This is a genomic window from Mycobacterium sp. DBP42 (assembly GCF_005924235.1).
GTDB lineage: Bacteria > Actinomycetota > Actinomycetes > Mycobacteriales > Mycobacteriaceae > Mycobacterium > Mycobacterium syngnathidarum.
The window spans coordinates 1-17,956 of record NZ_VCMY01000022.1; the positions used below are offsets into that span (position 1 = coordinate 1).

At 67.0% G+C, this 17,956-nt stretch carries 19 protein-coding genes; 12 read left to right on the forward strand and 7 right to left on the reverse strand.

What is annotated here, in order from left to right:
• Positions 1-182 precede the first annotated feature (182 nt).
• The 4 genes from E0T84_RS19200 to E0T84_RS19215 are packed head-to-tail and all read right to left on the reverse strand — an operon-like array spanning position 183 to position 5,204.
• Positions 183-377 carry a ferredoxin gene (locus E0T84_RS19200; protein ID WP_070187587.1) on the reverse strand — a complete coding sequence of 65 codons (195 nt, stop codon included), beginning with the start codon at positions 375-377 and terminating at the stop codon, positions 183-185.
• A gap of 5 nt (positions 378-382) precedes the next feature.
• A complete protein-coding gene (locus E0T84_RS19205) occupies positions 383-1,588 on the reverse strand; it encodes a cytochrome P450 (protein ID WP_070187588.1) in 1,206 nt (401 codons plus the stop codon).
• 24 nt (positions 1,589-1,612) lie between these two features.
• A complete protein-coding gene (locus tag E0T84_RS19210; RefSeq protein WP_171055088.1) occupies positions 1,613-3,619 on the reverse strand; it encodes an MMPL family transporter in 2,007 nt (668 codons plus the stop codon).
• On the reverse strand, positions 3,612-5,204 hold the full coding sequence (locus E0T84_RS19215) for a Na+/H+ antiporter (protein WP_070946604.1): 1,593 nt from the start codon (positions 5,202-5,204) through the stop codon (positions 3,612-3,614). Before E0T84_RS19215 ends, E0T84_RS19210 begins: the two co-directional genes overlap by 8 nt.
• A gap of 44 nt (positions 5,205-5,248) precedes the next feature.
• Here E0T84_RS19215 and E0T84_RS19220 point away from each other — a divergent pair, with 44 nt between their 5' ends.
• Genes E0T84_RS19220 through E0T84_RS19245 form a run of 6 tightly spaced genes read left to right on the forward strand, consistent with a single transcriptional unit; the run spans position 5,249 to position 9,409 of the window.
• A complete protein-coding gene (locus tag E0T84_RS19220) occupies positions 5,249-5,551 on the forward strand; it encodes a UBP-type zinc finger domain-containing protein (RefSeq protein ID WP_083284329.1) in 303 nt (100 codons plus the stop codon).
• A 24-nt stretch (positions 5,552-5,575) separates the two neighbouring features.
• A complete protein-coding gene (purT, locus tag E0T84_RS19225; RefSeq protein WP_138745233.1) occupies positions 5,576-6,892 on the forward strand; it encodes a formate-dependent phosphoribosylglycinamide formyltransferase in 1,317 nt (438 codons plus the stop codon).
• A 6-nt stretch (positions 6,893-6,898) separates the two neighbouring features.
• On the forward strand, positions 6,899-7,351 hold the full coding sequence (locus E0T84_RS19230) for a lumazine-binding protein (protein WP_138745234.1): 453 nt from the start codon (positions 6,899-6,901) through the stop codon (positions 7,349-7,351).
• Positions 7,348-7,761, forward strand: a complete 414-nt coding sequence (locus tag E0T84_RS19235; RefSeq protein ID WP_070946608.1) for a rhodanese-like domain-containing protein — start codon at positions 7,348-7,350, stop codon at positions 7,759-7,761. The genes E0T84_RS19230 and E0T84_RS19235 overlap by 4 nt, the downstream gene beginning before the upstream one ends.
• 7 nt (positions 7,762-7,768) lie before the next feature.
• Positions 7,769-8,992, forward strand: coding sequence for an O-succinylhomoserine sulfhydrylase (locus E0T84_RS19240; protein WP_138745235.1), 1,224 nt, complete (start codon positions 7,769-7,771; stop codon positions 8,990-8,992).
• A 3-nt stretch (positions 8,993-8,995) separates the two neighbouring features.
• The gene (locus tag E0T84_RS19245; protein WP_138745236.1) at positions 8,996-9,409 is read left to right on the forward strand and encodes a hypothetical protein; all 414 of its coding nucleotides are present in this window, start codon (positions 8,996-8,998) and stop codon (positions 9,407-9,409) included.
• On the opposite strand, the gene E0T84_RS19250 is transcribed toward E0T84_RS19245, so the two are convergent.
• On the reverse strand, positions 9,406-10,269 hold the full coding sequence (locus E0T84_RS19250; RefSeq protein ID WP_138745237.1) for an SDR family oxidoreductase: 864 nt from the start codon (positions 10,267-10,269) through the stop codon (positions 9,406-9,408). The two genes, E0T84_RS19245 and E0T84_RS19250, sit on opposite strands and share 4 nt — an antisense overlap.
• A 73-nt stretch (positions 10,270-10,342) precedes the next feature.
• Between E0T84_RS19250 and E0T84_RS19255 the strand changes: the two genes are divergently transcribed.
• Genes E0T84_RS19255 through E0T84_RS19265 form a run of 3 tightly spaced genes read left to right on the forward strand, consistent with a single transcriptional unit; the run spans position 10,343 to position 12,262 of the window.
• Complete coding sequence (locus E0T84_RS19255) at positions 10,343-11,422, forward strand: class I SAM-dependent methyltransferase (protein ID WP_138745259.1); 1,080 nt, start codon at positions 10,343-10,345, stop codon at positions 11,420-11,422.
• A gap of 11 nt (positions 11,423-11,433) precedes the next feature.
• On the forward strand, positions 11,434-11,922 hold the full coding sequence (locus E0T84_RS19260; protein WP_138745238.1) for a GNAT family N-acetyltransferase: 489 nt from the start codon (positions 11,434-11,436) through the stop codon (positions 11,920-11,922).
• Between the two features lie 58 nt (positions 11,923-11,980).
• Entirely contained in the window at positions 11,981-12,262 is a 282-nt protein-coding gene (locus tag E0T84_RS19265) for a hypothetical protein (protein WP_171055089.1), read from the forward strand.
• On the opposite strand, the gene E0T84_RS19270 is transcribed toward E0T84_RS19265, so the two are convergent.
• A complete protein-coding gene (locus E0T84_RS19270; protein ID WP_138745239.1) occupies positions 12,259-12,999 on the reverse strand; it encodes an MBL fold metallo-hydrolase in 741 nt (246 codons plus the stop codon). The two genes, E0T84_RS19265 and E0T84_RS19270, sit on opposite strands and share 4 nt — an antisense overlap.
• Positions 13,000-13,034: 35 nt before the next feature.
• Here E0T84_RS19270 and fgd point away from each other — a divergent pair, with 35 nt between their 5' ends.
• Positions 13,035-14,045, forward strand: a complete 1,011-nt coding sequence (gene fgd, locus E0T84_RS19275) for a glucose-6-phosphate dehydrogenase (coenzyme-F420) (RefSeq protein ID WP_138745240.1) — start codon at positions 13,035-13,037, stop codon at positions 14,043-14,045.
• On the opposite strand, the gene E0T84_RS19280 is transcribed toward fgd, so the two are convergent.
• A complete protein-coding gene (locus E0T84_RS19280) occupies positions 14,042-14,803 on the reverse strand; it encodes a GntR family transcriptional regulator (RefSeq protein ID WP_070946615.1) in 762 nt (253 codons plus the stop codon). The genes fgd and E0T84_RS19280 overlap by 4 nt on opposite strands.
• A 245-nt stretch (positions 14,804-15,048) precedes the next feature.
• Here E0T84_RS19280 and E0T84_RS19285 point away from each other — a divergent pair, with 245 nt between their 5' ends.
• Both E0T84_RS19285 and E0T84_RS19290 read left to right on the forward strand, forming a co-directional pair.
• On the forward strand, positions 15,049-16,605 hold the full coding sequence (locus E0T84_RS19285) for an APC family permease (protein WP_070187603.1): 1,557 nt from the start codon (positions 15,049-15,051) through the stop codon (positions 16,603-16,605).
• Positions 16,606-16,620: 15 nt separating this feature from the next.
• Complete coding sequence (locus tag E0T84_RS19290) at positions 16,621-17,940, forward strand: aspartate aminotransferase family protein (RefSeq protein ID WP_138745241.1); 1,320 nt, start codon at positions 16,621-16,623, stop codon at positions 17,938-17,940.
• Positions 17,941-17,956 lie beyond the last annotated feature (16 nt).

A 17,956-nucleotide genomic window follows, 5' to 3' on the forward strand; every position in this document is an offset into this window, starting at 1 on the left:
CGGGGCGCGGGGCCAAGATGCCCAAGAGGTATCAAACCCGCGAACAAGACCAACGCGACCGCATCGCCGAAGAACGACGGCTACGCGCCGAACTCAACAACGACCTCCAAACCCAAAACGACTACCTGGCCTGGCTCGCCGAAGAATACGGACCACCACCACCCTTCTGAGCTGCCCTACGTTCACTCCCCGGTGAGCTTCAATGCTGAGGCGGGGCACAGTTTGACGGCCTGGCGGGCTTGATCGATCTGATCGTCGGGTACCTCGTCGACAAGGACTTCGACCACACCGTCGTCGTCCTGGTCGAAGACGACGTCGGAGATCATCACGCAGTTGCCCGATGCGATGCAGGCGTCCTGATCTGCTTCTACTTTCATGGCATTCACCACGTTACCGCCAACGATTTGAGCCCGTAGATGAAGTGAAAAGACCGGTATTGCACCGCCTCGAATGGTTCGGCCAGCGCCAGGTCCGGGAAGCGCTGCAGCAGGGCCGGGAAGGCGATCCGCATTTCCATGCGGGCCAGCGGAGCGCCGAGACAGTGGTGCACGCCGTGGCCGAAGGCCAGGTGTCCGGGTGCGCCACGGCGGATGTCGAGCGCGTCGGGGCTGTCGATGAAGTTGGGGTCGCGGTTGCCGGCGGGCAGGGAAGCAAAGACCAACTGGCCCGCGGGAATCCGCACCCCGGCCACCTCGACGTCGGTGGTGGTGAAGCGTGGGATCGCGTTCTGCACGATGGACAGCCAGCGCAGGAGTTCCTCGACGGCGGGGCCGACGGCGTCCGGGTCGTCGCGTACCGCGGCCAACTGGTCGGGGTGGCGGAGCAGGGCCAGGACGCCGAGGCCCAGCATGTTCGACGTGGTCTCGTGACCGGCAAGCAGCAGCAGACCGGCGATGCCGACGAGTTCGTCATCGCTCAATTCGGTGCCGTGATCGCGGATCAACATTCCGAGGATGTCCTCACCAGGGTCCTGGCGTGCCCGTCCGACCAGGCCACGCATGTAGTCACGGCTCTGCCGTTGCAGCGCAAGACGTTCGGCGATGGGCAGGGACAGGTCGAGTTGGAGTGTCGAGCGGTGCTGGAAGTCGTCACGGTCCTCGTAGGGCACCCCGAGCAATTCGCAGATCACGAGTGACGGGATGGGGAGTGCAAAATCGGCCACCAGGTCTGATGGCGGTCCGGCCGCGGCCATCGCATCGAGTCGGGCATCGACGATCTCGACGATGCGCGGTTCGAGCCGTTTCATCCGGCGGATGGTGAATTCCGCGGTGAGCATGCGGCGTAGCCGCTGGTGCTCGGGCGGGTCGAGCCCCAGCAGGTTTCCGGCCCGGGCGCTGGCCAGCTCCTCCTCGGACATCGCGGGCGCCCCGGGCAGGGTGAAACCAGGTGGCCGGCTGTTGGAGAACCGCTCGTGGTCGCCCAGCACGGCCTTGACGTCCTCGTGGCGGGTGATCAGGTACACGGGGTTGCCGAGCGCGCTGATGACCTGACGAACGCCGTCGGTCTCGCGGATCTCATGCAGATCTGGAGTCGGGTCGAAGGCGTTGCGCCGCATGTGCAGCGGGGGCAGTGCTGGTGCCTCGGTCATTCCTCGACGGTACGCGCGTGATCGCTAGGGGTCCGCCCGCAAGCCGGGCCGCCAGATCCGCGGGCCGATCAACGTGAACAGCGCCGGGATGATCACCGTGCGCACGACGAACGTGTCCAGCAGGATGCCCAGCCCGACGATGATCCCGAGCTGGGTCAGCACGATCAGCGGCAGCACACCCAGCACACAGAACACCGCCGCCAGCACGATGCCTGCACTGGTGATCACCGCGCCGGTGGCCGACACCGCGCGCACGATGCCTTGCCGCGTGCCGTACTCCGGGGTCTCCTCGCGGGCCCGTGTCACCAGGAAGATCGTGTAGTCCACGCCGAGGGCGACCAGGAACAGGAATGCGAACAGCGGGGTGCTGTTGTCCAGTGCCGGAAAGCCGAAGATGTGCACACTGGCCCAGCCGCCCAAGCCGAGGGCGGCCAGCGCACTGAGCACGGTGACGCCGACGAGCACAAGCGGTGCGAGCGCCGAGCGCAGCAGCAGGTAGAGCACCGCCAGCACGACTGTCAGGATCGCCGGGATCACCACGAGCCGATCGCGCTGGGCTGCCGTGGCGGCATCCCTGGCCTGGGCGTCGGACCCGCCCACGACCGCGGTGGCATCCGCTGAGCGGACCGACTCACGCAGGGCGTCAACGGTTTCGAAAGCCTCATCGGAGGCAGGTTCGGCTTTGAGCACCACCGACCACTGGGTCAGACCGGTCGGTGACTGACCCGCCGCAACGGCGGAGACCACGCCGGGGGTGTCGGTGATCGCCCGCTGCACCGCACCGGCTTTGGTGGTGGAGGCGATGACGCGGGTGGGGTCGGTCAGACCACTCGGGAAATGCGCGGCCAAGGTTCGATAACCGCTGACGGATTCGGCCTGCACCCGGAACTGCTCGGTCTGGGTCAGCCCGATCGGCGTGGCCAGCAGCGCGGTGCACAACACGGCCAGGCCGGCCAGTGCGGCCACCGCGACGCGGACGGGCTTGCGCGCCACGGAGTCCGCGATCCGGTGCCAGACACCGCTTTCGGTCAGCGGCGTGGCACCGACCTTGGGGATGAAGGGCCAGAACAGTCGCTTGCCGCACAGTGCGAGCAGCGGCGGCAACAGCACCAGCACGAAGATCGCGGCGATCACCAGGCCGGACGCGGCCTGAACCCCGAGGCTGCGGTTGCTGGGTGCGGAGGCGAGCAGCAGCGTCAGCAGGGCCAGGACCACCGTGGCGTTACTCGCCACGATCGCCGGCGCGGCGGCACGTACCGCGAGCACGAGGGCTTCGCGGTGCTGCTCGGTGCGGCCCAGTTCCTCGCGGTACCTCGAGATCAACAGCAGCGCGTAGTTGGTGCCCGCACCGAACACCAGCACGCTCGTGATGCCTGATGTCGAACCGTCCGGGCTCAGGCCGAACCCTGAGGCCACCGCGGTCCCGACGACGGAGCCGACCCGGTCGGCGAAGGCGATCACCAGCAGCGGCACCAGCCACAGCACCGGCGAGCGATAGGTGACGATGAGCAGCAGGGCCACCACCGTCGCGGTCACCGCGAGCAGTGTGATGTTCGCTCCGGCAAACGAATTGGCGATGTCGGCGCCGAACGCGGGGCCACCGGTGATCTCGGCTCGCAACTCGGCAGGCAATCCCTTGGTGGCGGTGGCGCGCAGATCCTTCACGGCGTCGTTGAGTCCGAAACCCGAAAGGCCGGCCTTCAGCGGCACGGTGACCACTGCGGCCTTGCCGTCGTCGGAGACCATCAACGGCGGTCCGGGCACATCGGTCATGCGGTTGCGGGCGGCGGCGGTGGCGTCGACGTCGGCCATGGTGAGCTCACCGCCGTCGGTGCGGGTCACCACCAGGATCGCCGGCACCTGATCCCCGCCGGGGAATTCGCTCCGCAAGGCGTCGGCTCGCGCCGATTCGGCGTCGGCCGGCACGGCGACGGGAGATTGTGAGGCGGCGTCGCTTCCGCTGAGCAGACCCAAAAGCCCGCCGGAGACCACCACGACCAGCACAGCCAGCCACGTCAAACGCCTAATCACGATTCAGTGTCGCCTCTTCCAGATCGAGCCCATGCAGCACAGTACGCAGCACTTCGTCGTCGATGTGACCGGCATCGCGTTCGGCGATGAACGTGTCTCGTTCGGCGGCAAGCATTTCCAGGCGTAGTCGACGGAACGCCGATGTGGGACTCTCGCCGATGTCGTCCTCGCCGCGGCCCAGCCGCTCCCAGGCGGCGTTGCGCCGCCGGGTATTCCAGGCCCGTAACACATCGGCGGCGCGCTGGGGCACGTCGGTGGTGGCCGATTGCTCGGCCAGCAACTCATCGAGTCGCTCGGCGGCGGCCCGGGCCGCCTTGTCCTGGGCGGCCGCGGTGGCGATCGCGTCGCTGTGGGCCTCGTCGCTGTGCGCTCCCAGCACTCGGATGAACCAAGGCAGGGTCAGCCCGTGCAGCAAGAGTGTTCCGACTACGACGACAAAGGTCAGGAACACCAATTGCGGGCGGCCCGGGAACGGCTCGCCGGACAGCGTGGTGGCTGGGACACCGAACGCCGCGGCCAGGGACACGACGCCACGCATACCCGCCCAGGCCACGACGAACACCTGGGCTCGCGGCGGTTCGGGTTCGTGGTTGCGGATCCGTTTGGACAGCAGGCGGGGCAGATAGGTGGTCGCGTACACCCACACCATCCGCACCCCGATCACCGTGATGAGCACGCCGGCCGACGAGATCGCCAGCGTGGCCGCCGAGATTCCGGCCAGGTCACTGATCACCTTCGGCAGCTGCAGGCCGATCAGCAGGAACGCGAATGATTCCAGGATCAGCTGCAGCGCCTTCCACACCGCCTTGTCCTGAAGCCGGGTGGCATAGCCCGCCTGGGACTCACGCTGGCCGAGCAACAGGGCGGCCAGCACCACGGCGATCACGCCCGAGCCGTGGATCTCCTCGGCCAGCAGATAGGTGAAGAACGGCGCGACCAGGCCGATCGCGCTCTCGACCAGTGGATCGTCGAGCCGGGTGCGGATGAAGTGCACCACCATGCCGATCACCCAGCCCACCACCACGCCGCCGACCGCGGCCAGGGCGAAGGTGCTCAGCCCGCTCTTCCAGGTGGCCGCGGTGCCGATGGCGGCGCCGAGGGCCACTTTGTAGGCCGTCAGCGCGGTGGCGTCGTTGAACAGGCTCTCCCCGCCCAGCAGTGTCATGGTGCGCCGGGGGAGGCCGAGGCGGCGGCCGACGGCCGTGGCCGATACCGCGTCGGGCGGGGCCACGATCGCGCCCAGGGTCAGGGCTGCGGCGATGGTGAGTTCGGGCACGATGTTGAAGGCGACGATGCCGACGACGAACGTCGTGGCCAGCGGGAGGCCGACAGCCAAGAACCCGATGGGGCGGATGTTGCGCCGCAACGCCACGTAGCTGCTCTCCAGGCCCGCCGACCACAGCAGCGGCGGAAGGATCACGAACAGCACCAGGTCGGGGTCCAGGTGTACGTCGTGTAGGCCGGGAAGCGCGCTGCCGGCCAGCCCGGCCACCACCAGCGCCAGCGGTGCCGAGACGTCGTAGCGGCGGGCGACGGCGGCGAGCAGGATCGCGGCGACCAGTGCCGCCAGCAGTGAGGCACCCACGTTGTCAGCCCTCCTTTGCGTGTGCTTGCTTATCCTTGGTCAACATGTTGAGGAGATCACGCCGGCGCGAGCAGGCTCCGGCGTCTCGCACCTGTGAACATCTCGACGCGGCGGTTGACGAGCCACAGCCGTTGACGCCCGGACAGTGCCAGGACTGCGAAGAGCTCGGCGAGGACAACTGGGCGCATCTGCGGATGTGTCTGGCGTGCGGCCACGTCGGTTGCTGTGACTCGAGCCCGCATCAGCATGCCACCAAGCATTTTCAGCAGTCGGGGCATCCGGTCATGCGTTCGGCGGAACCCGGCGAGAGCTGGCGTTGGTGCTATATCGACCATCGAGTCGGGTGACCATCTGGCAGGCTGGTGCGTGCGATGAGTGAATCGATAGAAGACGTGCAGCCCGCCGGGGATACACCTGCCCTGACCGACGACCAGGTCGACGGCGCCGAAGATGCCCCGGCCGAGGCCACCGACGACGGACCAGACCAGCCGACGGAGGCCGTCAAACCCACCGAACCTGCGGCGACCGTGCTGCTGCTGGGGTCCGGTGAGCTGAGCCGGGAGCTGGCACTGGCGTTCCAGCGGCTGGGCGGCGTGGTGGTGGCCGTCGACCGGTATTACGCGCCCGCGCACGGTGTCGCGGACCGTTCGGCGGTTGTCAAGATGAACGACGCCGAGGAACTCGCCGCGCTGATCGAGCGGGAGAAGCCGCGCTATGTGGTGGCCGAGTCCGGTGTCATCGCCGCCGACGCGTTGATCGCGGTCGCCGAGCGCGGCGACATCGAGGTTTTGCCGGCCCCGCGCAGCATCCGGCTCTCCCAGGACCGCGAGGGGCTGCGCCGGCTGGCATCAGATGAGCTGGGCCTTCCCACGGTGCCGTTCTGGTTCGCCGGGTCGGCCGAGGAGCTGTCCGCGGTGGCCGAGCATGCCGGCTTCCCGTTGGTGGTCAAGCCGGTGGTGGGCGCCCAGCGTGACGGCGAGTCGGTGCTGCTTCGCCCCGATGACGTCGAACCGGCCTGGCAGCGCGCGACCACCGCAGGCCACATCGTCCACAACCGGGTGCTGGCCGAGTCTGTCGTCGAGGTCGAGTACGAGATCACGATGCTGACGGTGCGTACCACCGGACCCTCCGGTCCCGGTGTGCAGTTCTGTGAGCCGATCGGGCACCGCCAGGTCGGTACCGACGTGTTGGAGGCCTGGCAGCCGCAGCCGTTGTCGCCGGCCGCGCTGGATGCGGCGAAGTCGATCTCCGCTCGGATCGTGAACTCGCTGGGCGGCCGCGGGGTATTCGGCGTTGAGCTGCTGGTTCAGGGCGACGACGTGTACTTCTCGGACGTGCGCATCCGTCCCCACGACAGCGGGCTGGTGACCCTGCGGTCCCAGCGGCTGTCGGAGTTCGAGATGCATGCCAGGGCGATCCTGGGGCTGGCCGTGGACACCATCATGATCTCGCCGGCGGCCGTCGAGGTCACCTACGGCGGGGCCGACGCCGGCGAACCGTCAGCCGACATCGGTGCGGTGTTGGCCGACGCGCTGGCCACGTCGGAGAGCGATGTGCGGTTGTTCGGTCGTCCGGGCGAATCCGACGCTCCGCGCCGCCTCGGGGTGGCGTTGGCCACGGCTCCCGACGTGATCATCGCCCGTGACCGGGCCCGTCGCGTCGGCACCGCGTTGCGCAAGCTGTGGTAGGCCGGGATGGCTGAGCAGGACGAAACACCGGATCGGCCCACGATGGTGCCGTTCTTGGGCGCGTTGGCCGTCATTGTGCTCGTGGTGATCGTTGTGGTTCTGCTCAACGTATTCGGCTCCGACGGTCGTAGCGACGAGCAGCAGGTCGCTCTTGCCGCGGTGGGCCAGAACGATGCGCTGCAGCGGGAGAACTTCGGTGAGTTCTCCGGTTACACCTGCGCCGCCCTACGCGGTGTCGAGTCGGATTTCATTGCCCGCCAGCGTGATTCGGTGGCCAAGCGGGGTGCCCGGTATGTGGACGACGTGACGGAGGTGAAGGTCGACGGGGATCGGGCGACGGCCACCGTGGTCTATCACTTCGACAACACCCCTGATGCCAAGGTGAACACCGAGACGACGTTCGTGCGTGAGGACGGCCAATGGCGGGTCTGCTCGAGTATGGGAGACTCACGCCCGTGAGCTATGCGGGAGACATCACGCCCGAGGAGGCCTGGAAGCTTCTGAGTGAGAACTCCGAGGCCGTGCTGGTGGACTGTCGGACCGACGCCGAATGGCGATTTGTCGGTGTGCCGGACCTGTCCACCCTTGAGCGTGACGTGGTGTACGTGGAGTGGAACCGGAACGACGGCACCCACAACGATGGATTCGTCGATGACCTGAACGCGGCGGGCGTGACGCCGGGCCAGCGTCCGGTGGTGTTCCTGTGTCGCTCGGGCAATCGTTCGATCGGTGCTGCCGAGGCCGCGACCGCGGCCGGTATCGGCCCCTCCTACAACGTGCTCGACGGATTCGAGGGCAACCTTGACGAGAACCGTCACCGTGGCGGTACCGGCTGGAAGGCCGTCGGGCTGCCCTGGATACAGAGTTGAGAACCGCATGACTGACATCCCATCTGTCCGGATCCCGGCTGCGCTGCCCGAAGGCGTCAGCCAGGCCACCATCGGCGTGCGTGGCGGTCTGCTGCGCTCGGAGTTCGAGGAAACCGCCGAGGCGATGTACCTGACCTCGGGCTACGTCTACGAGTCCGCGGCCGCCGCGGAGAAGGCCTTCACCGGCGAGATCGACCGATTCGTCTACTCCCGCTACGGCAACCCGACCATCTCGATGTTCGAGGAGCGGTTGCGCCTCATCGAGGGCGCGCCGGCGTGCTTCGCCACTGCCACCGGAATGGCGGCGGTGTTCACCGCGCTGGGTGCGCTGTTGGGCGCGGGTGACCGGCTGGTGGCCGCCCGCAGCCTGTTCGGGTCGTGCTTCGTGGTGTGTAACGAGATCCTGCCGCGCTGGGGCGTGGAGACGGTGTTCGTCGACGGCGACGATCTCTCGCAATGGGAGGAGGCACTGTCGGTCCCCACGACGGCGGTGTTCTTCGAGACGCCGTCGAACCCGATGCAGTCCCTGGTCGATATCGCCGCGGTGTCCGAGCTGGCGCATGCTGCCGGCGCAAAGGTGGTGCTGGACAACGTCTTTGCTACGCCATTGCTGCAGCAGGGTATTCCGCTCGGTGCGGACGTGGTGGTGTACTCCGGCACCAAGCACATCGACGGCCAGGGCCGGGTGCTGGGCGGGGCGATCCTGGGCGACCAGGAGTACATCGACGGCCCGGTGCAGAAGCTCATGCGCCACACCGGCCCGGCGATCAGCGCCTTCAATGCCTGGACGCTGCTCAAAGGCCTTGAGACCCTTGCAGTTCGGGTGGACTACTCGAACCGTTCGGCGCAGTCGGTGGCCGAGTTCCTGGAGGCCAAGGCCGGGGTGAACTGGGTGAAGTACCCGTTCCTGGAGTCGCATCCGCAATACGACCTGGCCAAGCGTCAGATGAGCGGCGGTGGCACGGTGGTCACCTTCGAGCTTGCCGCCGGCAAGAATGGATCTGCGAAGGACCGCGCCTTCGAGGTGCTCGACAAGCTGCGCGTCATCGACATCTCCAACAACCTCGGCGACGCCAAGACGCTGATCACCCACCCGGCGACCACGACGCACCGGGCCATGGGTCCGGAGGGGCGCGCGGCCATCGGCCTCGGCGACGGCGTGGTGCGCATCTCCGTCGGCCTGGAAGGCACCGAGGACCTGATCGCCGACCTGGACCAGGCACTGGGATAGCGCGTGTCCCGGGGATCTGACGCCAAGAAGGCCCGCCGCCGCAAGCGGCAGGCCGTCCGGAACGTGAATCGGATCTCGGCGGAGTCCGTCGATCAGCTGGCCGACATCCCCGATGCCGTCGTCGCCGACCTGGCCGAGTTCGATGAGCGAATCACCCAGCGCGGCTGGGAGTTCGACGAGGAACAGTCGAACGACGATTACGCGGTGTGGTTCTACGAGCCGTCCGGAGCCCACGTGGAGGACGGCCTGCCGGTGACCTCACTGTGGCTGGATGCCGCCGAGGACGGCGAGATCGTGCGGGTGGTGTTCGTCGGAAGCGTCGAGCGCTACGAGTTCACCCATGACGAACTGATCGACGGAGCCCTCGACGTCATCGAGGGCTATCGCGCCGGTCAGCCGCTGCCGGAGTTCGGCTAGCTCTTCCCGTCGGAGTCGATGACACCCTGGGCGGCCTGGGCCCGGTCCTCGTAGCTCTTGCGCTTGGCGGCGTCGAACTCCAGGAACACGTTGTCCAGGCCCAGCTTCTTGTTCATCCAGCGACGGCCCTTGGGCGGCAGCATCTGCGCGGCCTGTGCGGTGAAGCGCAGCGGCGGCGGGACCGACACGTGGGTCTTGGGCTTGTTCAAGGTTTTGACGATGGCTGCTGCGATTTCTTCGGGCTCGACCGGCTTGATCGCCCCTCCGGACTTGGTGCCCGAGATCAGGTCGGTGTTGGTGAACGGCGGCATGATCACCGACACGTTGACTCCGTGCGGGGCCATCTCGTCGGCCAGTGCGGTGGACAGCCCGACCACCGCGTACTTGGAGCCGACGTAGACCACCTGGCCCGGCAGCGGGATCAAGCCCGACAGGGAGGCGATGTTGATGACATGGCCGCGGCGACGCTTGACCATGTCCGGCAGCGCCAGCTGGCAGCCGGTGAGCACGCCGTACATGTTGACCTCGATGTTGGACCGGATCGACTGTTCGCTCTGTTCCAGGAACGGTCCGACGGGCATCACGCCGGCGTTGTTGATCAGTACGTCGATGTGGCCGCCGCCGTCGGTGCGGGCCTTGTCGAGGAAGGTGGCGAATGATTCGCGGTCGGTGACGTCGAGCGGGTAGCCCGAGACCTGGCCGAGCTTGCTCAGGTCGACGACGGCTGACTCCTGAAGGGCGACGTCACGGTCGCCGATGACGACGCGGGCACCGTGGGCCAGCAGCGCCTTGGCGGTGGCGTAACCGATGCCGCGGGCGGCGCCGGTGATCGCGATGGTCTTGCCCCTGATGTTGTCCATGGCGGCGAACTTTACACGTGTCAAGTTTGGTGCGGAAGGGGGTGGAGGTGGTGGCGTACTCTGGGCGGGCGTGATGACGAACGCCACCGATCAGCAGGTAGTTACCGAGACAGTCGACGATTTCTCCGAGCGGATCACCTCGGCGATCGACAGCTCAGGGCTGACGCTTCTGCTGAGTCTCGGCCACCAGGCCGGGCTGTTCGACACGATGGCGAAGCTGCCGTCGGCAACCAGCTCCCAGATCGCCGAGGCGGCCGGTCTCGATGAGCGCTATGTACGTGAATGGCTCGGCGGAGTCTCCGCCGCCCGGGTGGTCGACTACGACGCGGAGTCCTGCACGTACCGGTTGCCCGCCCACCGCGCCGAGGTGCTGACTCGGGCCGGCGGCCTGAACAATCTGGCCCGCCTGGCCCAGTACGTCCCGCTGATGTGCGAGGTCGAACAGGAGATCCTCGGCTGTTTCCGCGACGGCGGCGGGCTGAGCTACGACCACTATCCGCGCTTCCACACGATCATGGCCGAGCGCAGCGGCGAGGTGTTCGACGCGGCATTGATCAGTGCCGTGCTGCCGCTGGTCCCTGACCTGCCCCGACGTTTGGAAGGCGGTATCGACGTCGCCGACTTCGGTTGTGGCAGTGGGTATGCCATCGGTCTGATGGCGCAGGCCTATCCGGACAGTCGCTTCACCGGTATCGACTTCTCGGTGGAGGCGACCGCCACCGGGTCCGCCCGCGCGTCGCAACGCGGATTGACCAACGCCTCATTCGTCGCCGCCGACCTGGCGGCCCTGGATCAGGCCGGAGCCTACGACCTCATCACCGCATTCGACGCCATCCATGACCAGGCGCAGCCCGCCCGGGTGCTGGAGAACATCTATCGCGCGCTGCGGCCGGGTGGCGTCCTGCTCATGGCCGATGTGAAGGCGTCGAGCCGGCTGGAAGACAACATCGGCGTAGCGATGAGCACCTATCGCTACACCGTTTCGCTGATGCACTGCATGTCGGTCTCACTCGGATTGGAAGGCGCCGGCCTGGGCACGATGTGGGGCAGGCAGTTGGCCGTGTCGATGCTGAACGACGCCGGATTCGTCGACGTGGAAGTTGCCGAGATCGAACAGGACCCGGCGAACTACTACTACCTCGCCAGGAAGTAGGAGGCTCGGGCGTGAGCGCTGTGCGATTCGTTGCGGTCGGCCTGGACGATCCGTTGGCCGAGCCGTTGCTGGCGGAGTTGTCCGTGGAGTACTCGGGCCGCTACGGCGGTACCCCCGAGCTGATGATGGGCTGGTTGCGGGGAAAAACCGCCGACGAGTTCGCCCCGCCGTCGGGCGGGATGTACATCGGTGTGCTCGCCGGCGTGCCGGTCACCGGCGGTGCCTTCACCCGATTCGACGCCGATACCGCCGAACTCAAACGCATCTGGACCGACAGCCGGTATCGGAAGCGGGGGTACGCCAGGGTGCTGCTGGCGCACCTCGAAGGCGAGATCGCGGCACGCGGGTACCGCAGGATCTATCTGACGACCGGGCATCTGCAGCCGGAGGCCGAGGCGCTCTACGACTCGGCCGGTTACACGCGGCTGACCGCCCCGCTGCCGCCCGAGGGGGAGGGGGCGGTCTTCCCGATCGCCTTCGAGAGGCAGCTGTCCGGCTAGGCTGGCCCCGAAGCTGTTGTCACCGCTAGGGGGGTATTTGCCGAGTCTCCAGGTAATCGTGGGATCGCTGCTGCTGGCAGCGGCTGCGGTGGTGTTTGCGACCGGGGTGGCTTTGCGGCTCTTCATCGGTCGGCGAGCGGACTCGGCGGAATCACGGCGGCGGATGCACGCGTTCCGCCGGACCAAGTTTGCCCGGGTGCTGTTTGGCTCGGTGTACGACGACGAGGTGTTCGACCCCGACGAACTCGATCAGATGGTCCTGATGCCGACGATCGTGCTCGCCTGCGGCCTGTGCCTGACCGGGTTCTTCCTACTGGGGTACCGCATCTTGCAGCACTAGGCGTGCCGGTCGGCCGCGGCAGCGGCAGCGTCGGCGATGGATCCACGCCATACCGGACCATGCCCGGGCAGCATCACATCGGCCTCGACCGCGGCCAGCGTCTTCAAACTGGACAGGCAGCCCGCCTCGTCGTGGTTGAACAGGGCCGGCAGCAGGGTCGGGCCGGTGGCCCGCAGCAGCGGGTGTCCGGTGACCAGGGCGTCGCCACTGACCAGAACCCTGTCCACGATGAAGGAGCAGTGCCCGCCGGTGTGCCCGGGGGTGGGCACAGCTGTGGGCGCGCCGGGCAGCCCCGCGGCGATCTCGGCGGTCAGCGACCGGGCGGTCGGGATGCCGTCGTGGTTCATCCCGCCCTTGGCGGTGATGGTGGCGGCCCACTTCAGCCAGCGGGGCTGCCAGATATTGCGGACCACATCGGCCGGCGCGGCCTGCTCGAGGTACTCGCGCTTGGTGTGGCCCAGTTCGCTATCGTGGCAAAACACCGGTGTTCCATGGGTTTTCGCCAGCCAGATGGCGGTACCGAAGTGGTCGATGTGGGCGTGGGTCAGAAGCACGGCGGCGATGTCGTCGATGGTGAAGCCGAGTTGGCGGACCGAACCGATGACGTCCTCGCGCTGCCCCGGGAACCCGGCGTCGATCAGCATGACCCGGGCGCCGTCGGTCACCAGCGTCCAGTTGACCAAGTCGGTTTGTGCGAAGTGCACATGCTCGGTGATCGCGCTCAGGGCTGCTGCCATGCCGCGAGTTTAGTAATAGGAGTAGAAACGAACCCGTGGCTGAACTGAAACTGGGATATAAGGCATCGGCGGAGCAGTTCGCGCCCCGGGAACTTGTCGAGCTGGCGGTGCTGGCCGAGGCGGCCGGGATGGACAGCGCGACGGTCAGCGACCATTTCCAGCCCTGGCGGCACGAGGGTGGGCATGCGCCCTTCTCGCTGGCCTGGATGACTGCGGTGGGCGAGCGCACTGAGCGGCTGGTGTTGGGTACCTCGGTGCTCACACCGACGTTCCGGTACAACCCGGCGGTGATCGCGCAGGCTTTCGCGACGATGGCGTGCCTGTACCCGGACCGCATCTTCCTGGGCGTGGGCACCGGTGAGGCGCTCAACGAGATCGCCACCGGCTACGCCGGGGAATGGCCGGAGTTCAAGGAGCGCTTCGCGCGGCTGCGGGAGTCGGTCAAGCTCATGCGCGAGCTGTGGGTCGGCGACCGTGTGGACTTCGACGGCGAGTATTACCGGCTCAAGGGCGCCTCGATCTACGACGTGCCCACCGGCGGCGTGCCGGTCTACATCGCCGCCGGCGGGCCGGTGGTGGCCAAGTATGCGGGCCGTGCCGGTGACGGCTTCATCTGCACCTCGGGCAAGGGCGAAGAGCTGTACAAGGACAAGCTCATCCCCGCCGTGAAGGAGGGCGCGGAGGCGGCCGGCCGCAATGCCGACGACATCGACCGGATGATCGAGATCAAGATCTCCTACGACCCGGATCCGAAGCTGGCGTTGGAGAACACCCGGTTCTGGGCCCCGCTGTCGCTGACGCCCGAGCAGAAGCACTCGATCGACGACCCGATCGAGATGGAGAAGGCCGCCGACGCGCTGCCCATCGAGCAGGTCGCCAAGCGCTGGATCGTCGCATCCGATCCCGACGAGGCGGTCGAGAAGGTCGGCCAGTACGTGAAGTGGGGTCTGAACCACCTGGTGTTCCACGCCCCCGGGCATGATCAGCGCCGGTTCCTCGACCTGTTCAAGAAGGATCTGGAGCCCCGGCTGCGCAAGCTGGGTTAAGCGCTGCTGACCGACCGGCGCACCGCCCCGACCCTGCCGTGGCTGGTGGCGGTGAGCCGGACCCGGTCGGCCCGGAACAGGTCGTAGGCGTACTCGAACGGCCGTCCGCTGTCGTCGCGGGTGACCCGCGTGATGGCCAGAAGCGGCTTGCGGTGGGCGATGTCGAGCCACTGCGCTTCGCGGGGGCTGGCGCTGACCACTTCGATGGTCTCGGTGGTGACAGCCGGCGTCAGCCCGTAGCGCACCCGCACCAGCTCGTAGAGCGAACCGCCGAGCGGTTGTTCCAGCAGGTCCTCCACATGGTCGGCCACGAAGCACGCCAGATCCACCGACAGCGGCACACCGTCGGCGAACCGCACCCGCCGGATCGTGAATATCTCTGTCCCATCCGCGATTTCGAGTGCATGCGCCTCAACCTGGGTGGCCGGCCTGCGGTCGGTGGCCAGTACCCGGGTGGCGCTGCTGTGACCACTGCTGCGTAGCCGGGCCGGCAGGCCGGCCAACTCGGCAGCGTTGCGTTCCACGACGTCGGCGCGGACGAACGTGCCGCCGTTGCGCCCGGTCCGGCGTTCCAGCACGCCGGCCTGACTCAACGGCAACAGTGCACTGCGCAGCGTGGACCGCGACACCGAAAACCTCTCCGCCATCTCACGCTCGGTGCCCAGCCGCGAGCCGGGCCGCAAGGAGCCCAAGGCCAGCATGGACAGGATGCGGCGACGCACGTCCTCGGCGACCGGGCCGCCAGGGGTCTGGGGCATGCCCCGAGTCTGAACCAAATCGAGCGTCCAGGGCAGACCAAAACCGACTGCTTAACCTGGCCGTTGCACGATTCCCAGGTTCGAAACATCGCCGCAACAAAGGCGTTGACTACCAGGAACTTTCGAGTTGCCCATTGACCTGGGCGGGATAACAATGTGCTGCGTCGCACCACAAAGTCGTCGTCGACGCCCAGGCAATCAGACCAAATAGTGGTCCGAAAACCGTCCTTCAGTTAGGACCCGAAATGAGCGAGATCATCGATCCGCCGGCCCAGGCCGGTGCCCCAATCCAACGCCTCAAACCCAACGCCGTGGGACTGGTCGGCGTGCTGTTCATGGCGGTGGCCACCGCCGCCCCCATCACGGCCATGGTCGGCAACGTGCCGATCGCGGTCGGCTTCGGCAACGGCGCCTATGCGCCCGCCGGATATTTCGTCGCCACCATCGTGCTGACCCTGTTCGCCATCGGTTATGCGGCGATGAGCAAGCACATCACCGCCACCGGTGCGTTCTACGGTTACATCTCGCACGGCCTGGGCCGCGTCGTCGGGTTGGGTGCGGGATTCCTCACCGCACTGGCCTACATGGTGTTCGAGGCATCGCTGATCGGCATCTTCTCGTTCTTCGGCAACGATCTGTTCAAGTCGTTCTTCAACATCGACGTGCCCTGGATCCTCTTCGCCGTGGTGATGCTGGCGGTGAATGCCGTGCTGACCTATTTCGACATCAACCTGGCGGCCAAGGTACTCGGGGTGTTCCTGATCACCGAGATCATCATGCTGGCCATGATGGCGCTGTCAGTGGTGTTCACCGGTGGCGGCCCGCAGGGGTGGTCGCTGGGATCGCTCAACCCGCTCAACGGTTTGCAGAGTTTGTCCGGTGAGGTCGCCGGCGTCGACGGAAGCATGATCACCGTCGCCGGATCGGCCGGTGTCGGCCTGTTCTTCGCGTTCTGGTCCTGGGTCGGCTTCGAGTCCAGCGCCATGTACGGCGAAGAGTCGCGAAACCCCAAGAAGATCATCCCGATTGCGGTGATCTGTTCGGTCGTCGGTATCGGCGCGTTCTACGTCATCGTTTCGTGGCTCGCGATCGTCGGCACCGGTCCGCAGAATGCGATTGCGCTGGCGCAAGATTCGGCCACGGCCGGCAACATCTTCTTCACGCCCGTGCACGAGCATCTGGGACAGTGGGCTGTCGACATGTTCAAGATCCTGCTGATGACGGGCTCGTTCGCCTGCGGTATGGCGTTCCACAACTGCGCCGCACGCTACCTGTACGCCATCGGTCGGGAGAACGTCATCCCGGGCATGCGCAAGACCATCGGCGCGACCCATCCGGTGCACGGATCACCGCACATCGCCGGATTCGTGCAGACCGGATTCGCGACCGTGGTGGTGATGTTCTTCGACATCACCGGACGTGATCCCTACACCGGTCTCTACGGCCTGATGGCGTTGCTGGGCACCACGGCCATCATGATCGTGCAGGCCCTGGCGGCGTTCTCGGTGATCTCCTACTTCCACGTGCAGAAGCGCCATCCCGAGACCGCGAACTGGTTCACCACCTTCCTGGCGCCACTGCTGGGCGGCACGGGCATGCTCTATGTGATCTACCTGCTCGCCAAGAACGCGTCGTTTGCTGCGGGTTCAGCCGCTTCGGACTGGATCTTCACCTGTATCCCGTATGTTGTTGGCATCGCCGGAATCGGTGGTGTGTTGTGGGCGCTGTTCCTGAAATTCAGGAATCCGCAACGCTATTCCGATCTCGGACGCACAGTGTTGGAGGAAGCGCACGAACGCTGAACGGGGGGCGCGGGCATGGGGTTCTCGAACATCATGGACTCCAACAGTTACACCGGTCTGGCAACCGACCCTGACACCGAGCGGCTGATCGAAGCCCGCGCCCACCTACTCGGCCCGGCGTACCGGCTGTTCTACGAACGGCCGGTGCACCTGGTCCGCGGCAGCGGCAGCCACCTGTTCGACGCGGACGGTGAACGGTATCTCGACGCGTACAACAACGTCGTCAGCGTCGGCCATTGCCATCCGCGGGTGGTGGCCGCGATCACCCGGCAGGCCGAGACGCTCAACACCCACACCCGGTACCTGCACGACGGCATCGTGGCTTACTCGCAGCGGTTGTTGGATACGTTGCCCGCCGAGGTCGATCAGGTGATGTACGCCTGCACCGGCTCGGAGGCCAACGATCTGGCGCTGCGGGTGGCCCAGATGTATACCGGCGCCCGCGGTGTGATCGTCACCTGCGACGCCTACCACGGCAATACCGAAGCGGTGACGGCGATTTCACCGTCGATCGGGGGTGCCACCGCCATCGGTCCTCATGTGCGTGTGGTGGCCGCACCGGACAGTTACCGTTCGGGCCAGGACGTGGCCGCCCGGTTCCTGGCCGGCGTGGAATCCGCTGTCGCTGACCTGAAAGCGGCCGGGCACGGGATGAACTGCCTGATCGTCGACACGTTCTTCTCCTCCGACGGCATCTACCCGGACCCCGCGGTGCTGGCGCCGGCGGTGGCGGCGGTGCGGGCGGCAGGTGGGGTGTTCATCGCCGACGAGGTGCAACCCGGGTTCGGCCGCACCGGGGAGGCGATGTGGGGCTTCACCCGCCATGGCGTCGTGCCGGATCTGATCACCATGGGCAAACCGATGGCCAACGGGCTACCGGTGGCGGCGATGGCGGCCCGCAGCGAGGTACTTAAGACGTTCGCCCGTGAGGTGCCGTATTTCAACACCTTCGGCGGCAATCCGGTGTCGATGGCTGCCGCGGGCGCGGTGCTCGACGTCATCGAGGACGAGGACCTGATGGCCAACGCGGGGCGGGTCGGGACCGCGCTGCGCGACGAGCTCAGCCGGATCGCCACCGAGACCCCACGCATCGGCGATGTGCGCGGTGCCGGGCTGTACGTCGGCGTCGAGATGGTCACCGACCCCGACCTCAAGGCCCCCGACCGCGCCGGCGCCCACGACCTGGTCAATGCGATGCGGGACCGCAAGGTGCTGATCTCGGTGTGCGGGGCAGACGGCAACGTCCTCAAGGTGCGCCCGCCGTTGGTGTTCTCGATGAGCGACGTGGACTGGTTCTGCACGGAATTTGCGGGGGCGGTGGCGGCGCTGGGCTGACCTAGGGAATGCTGGA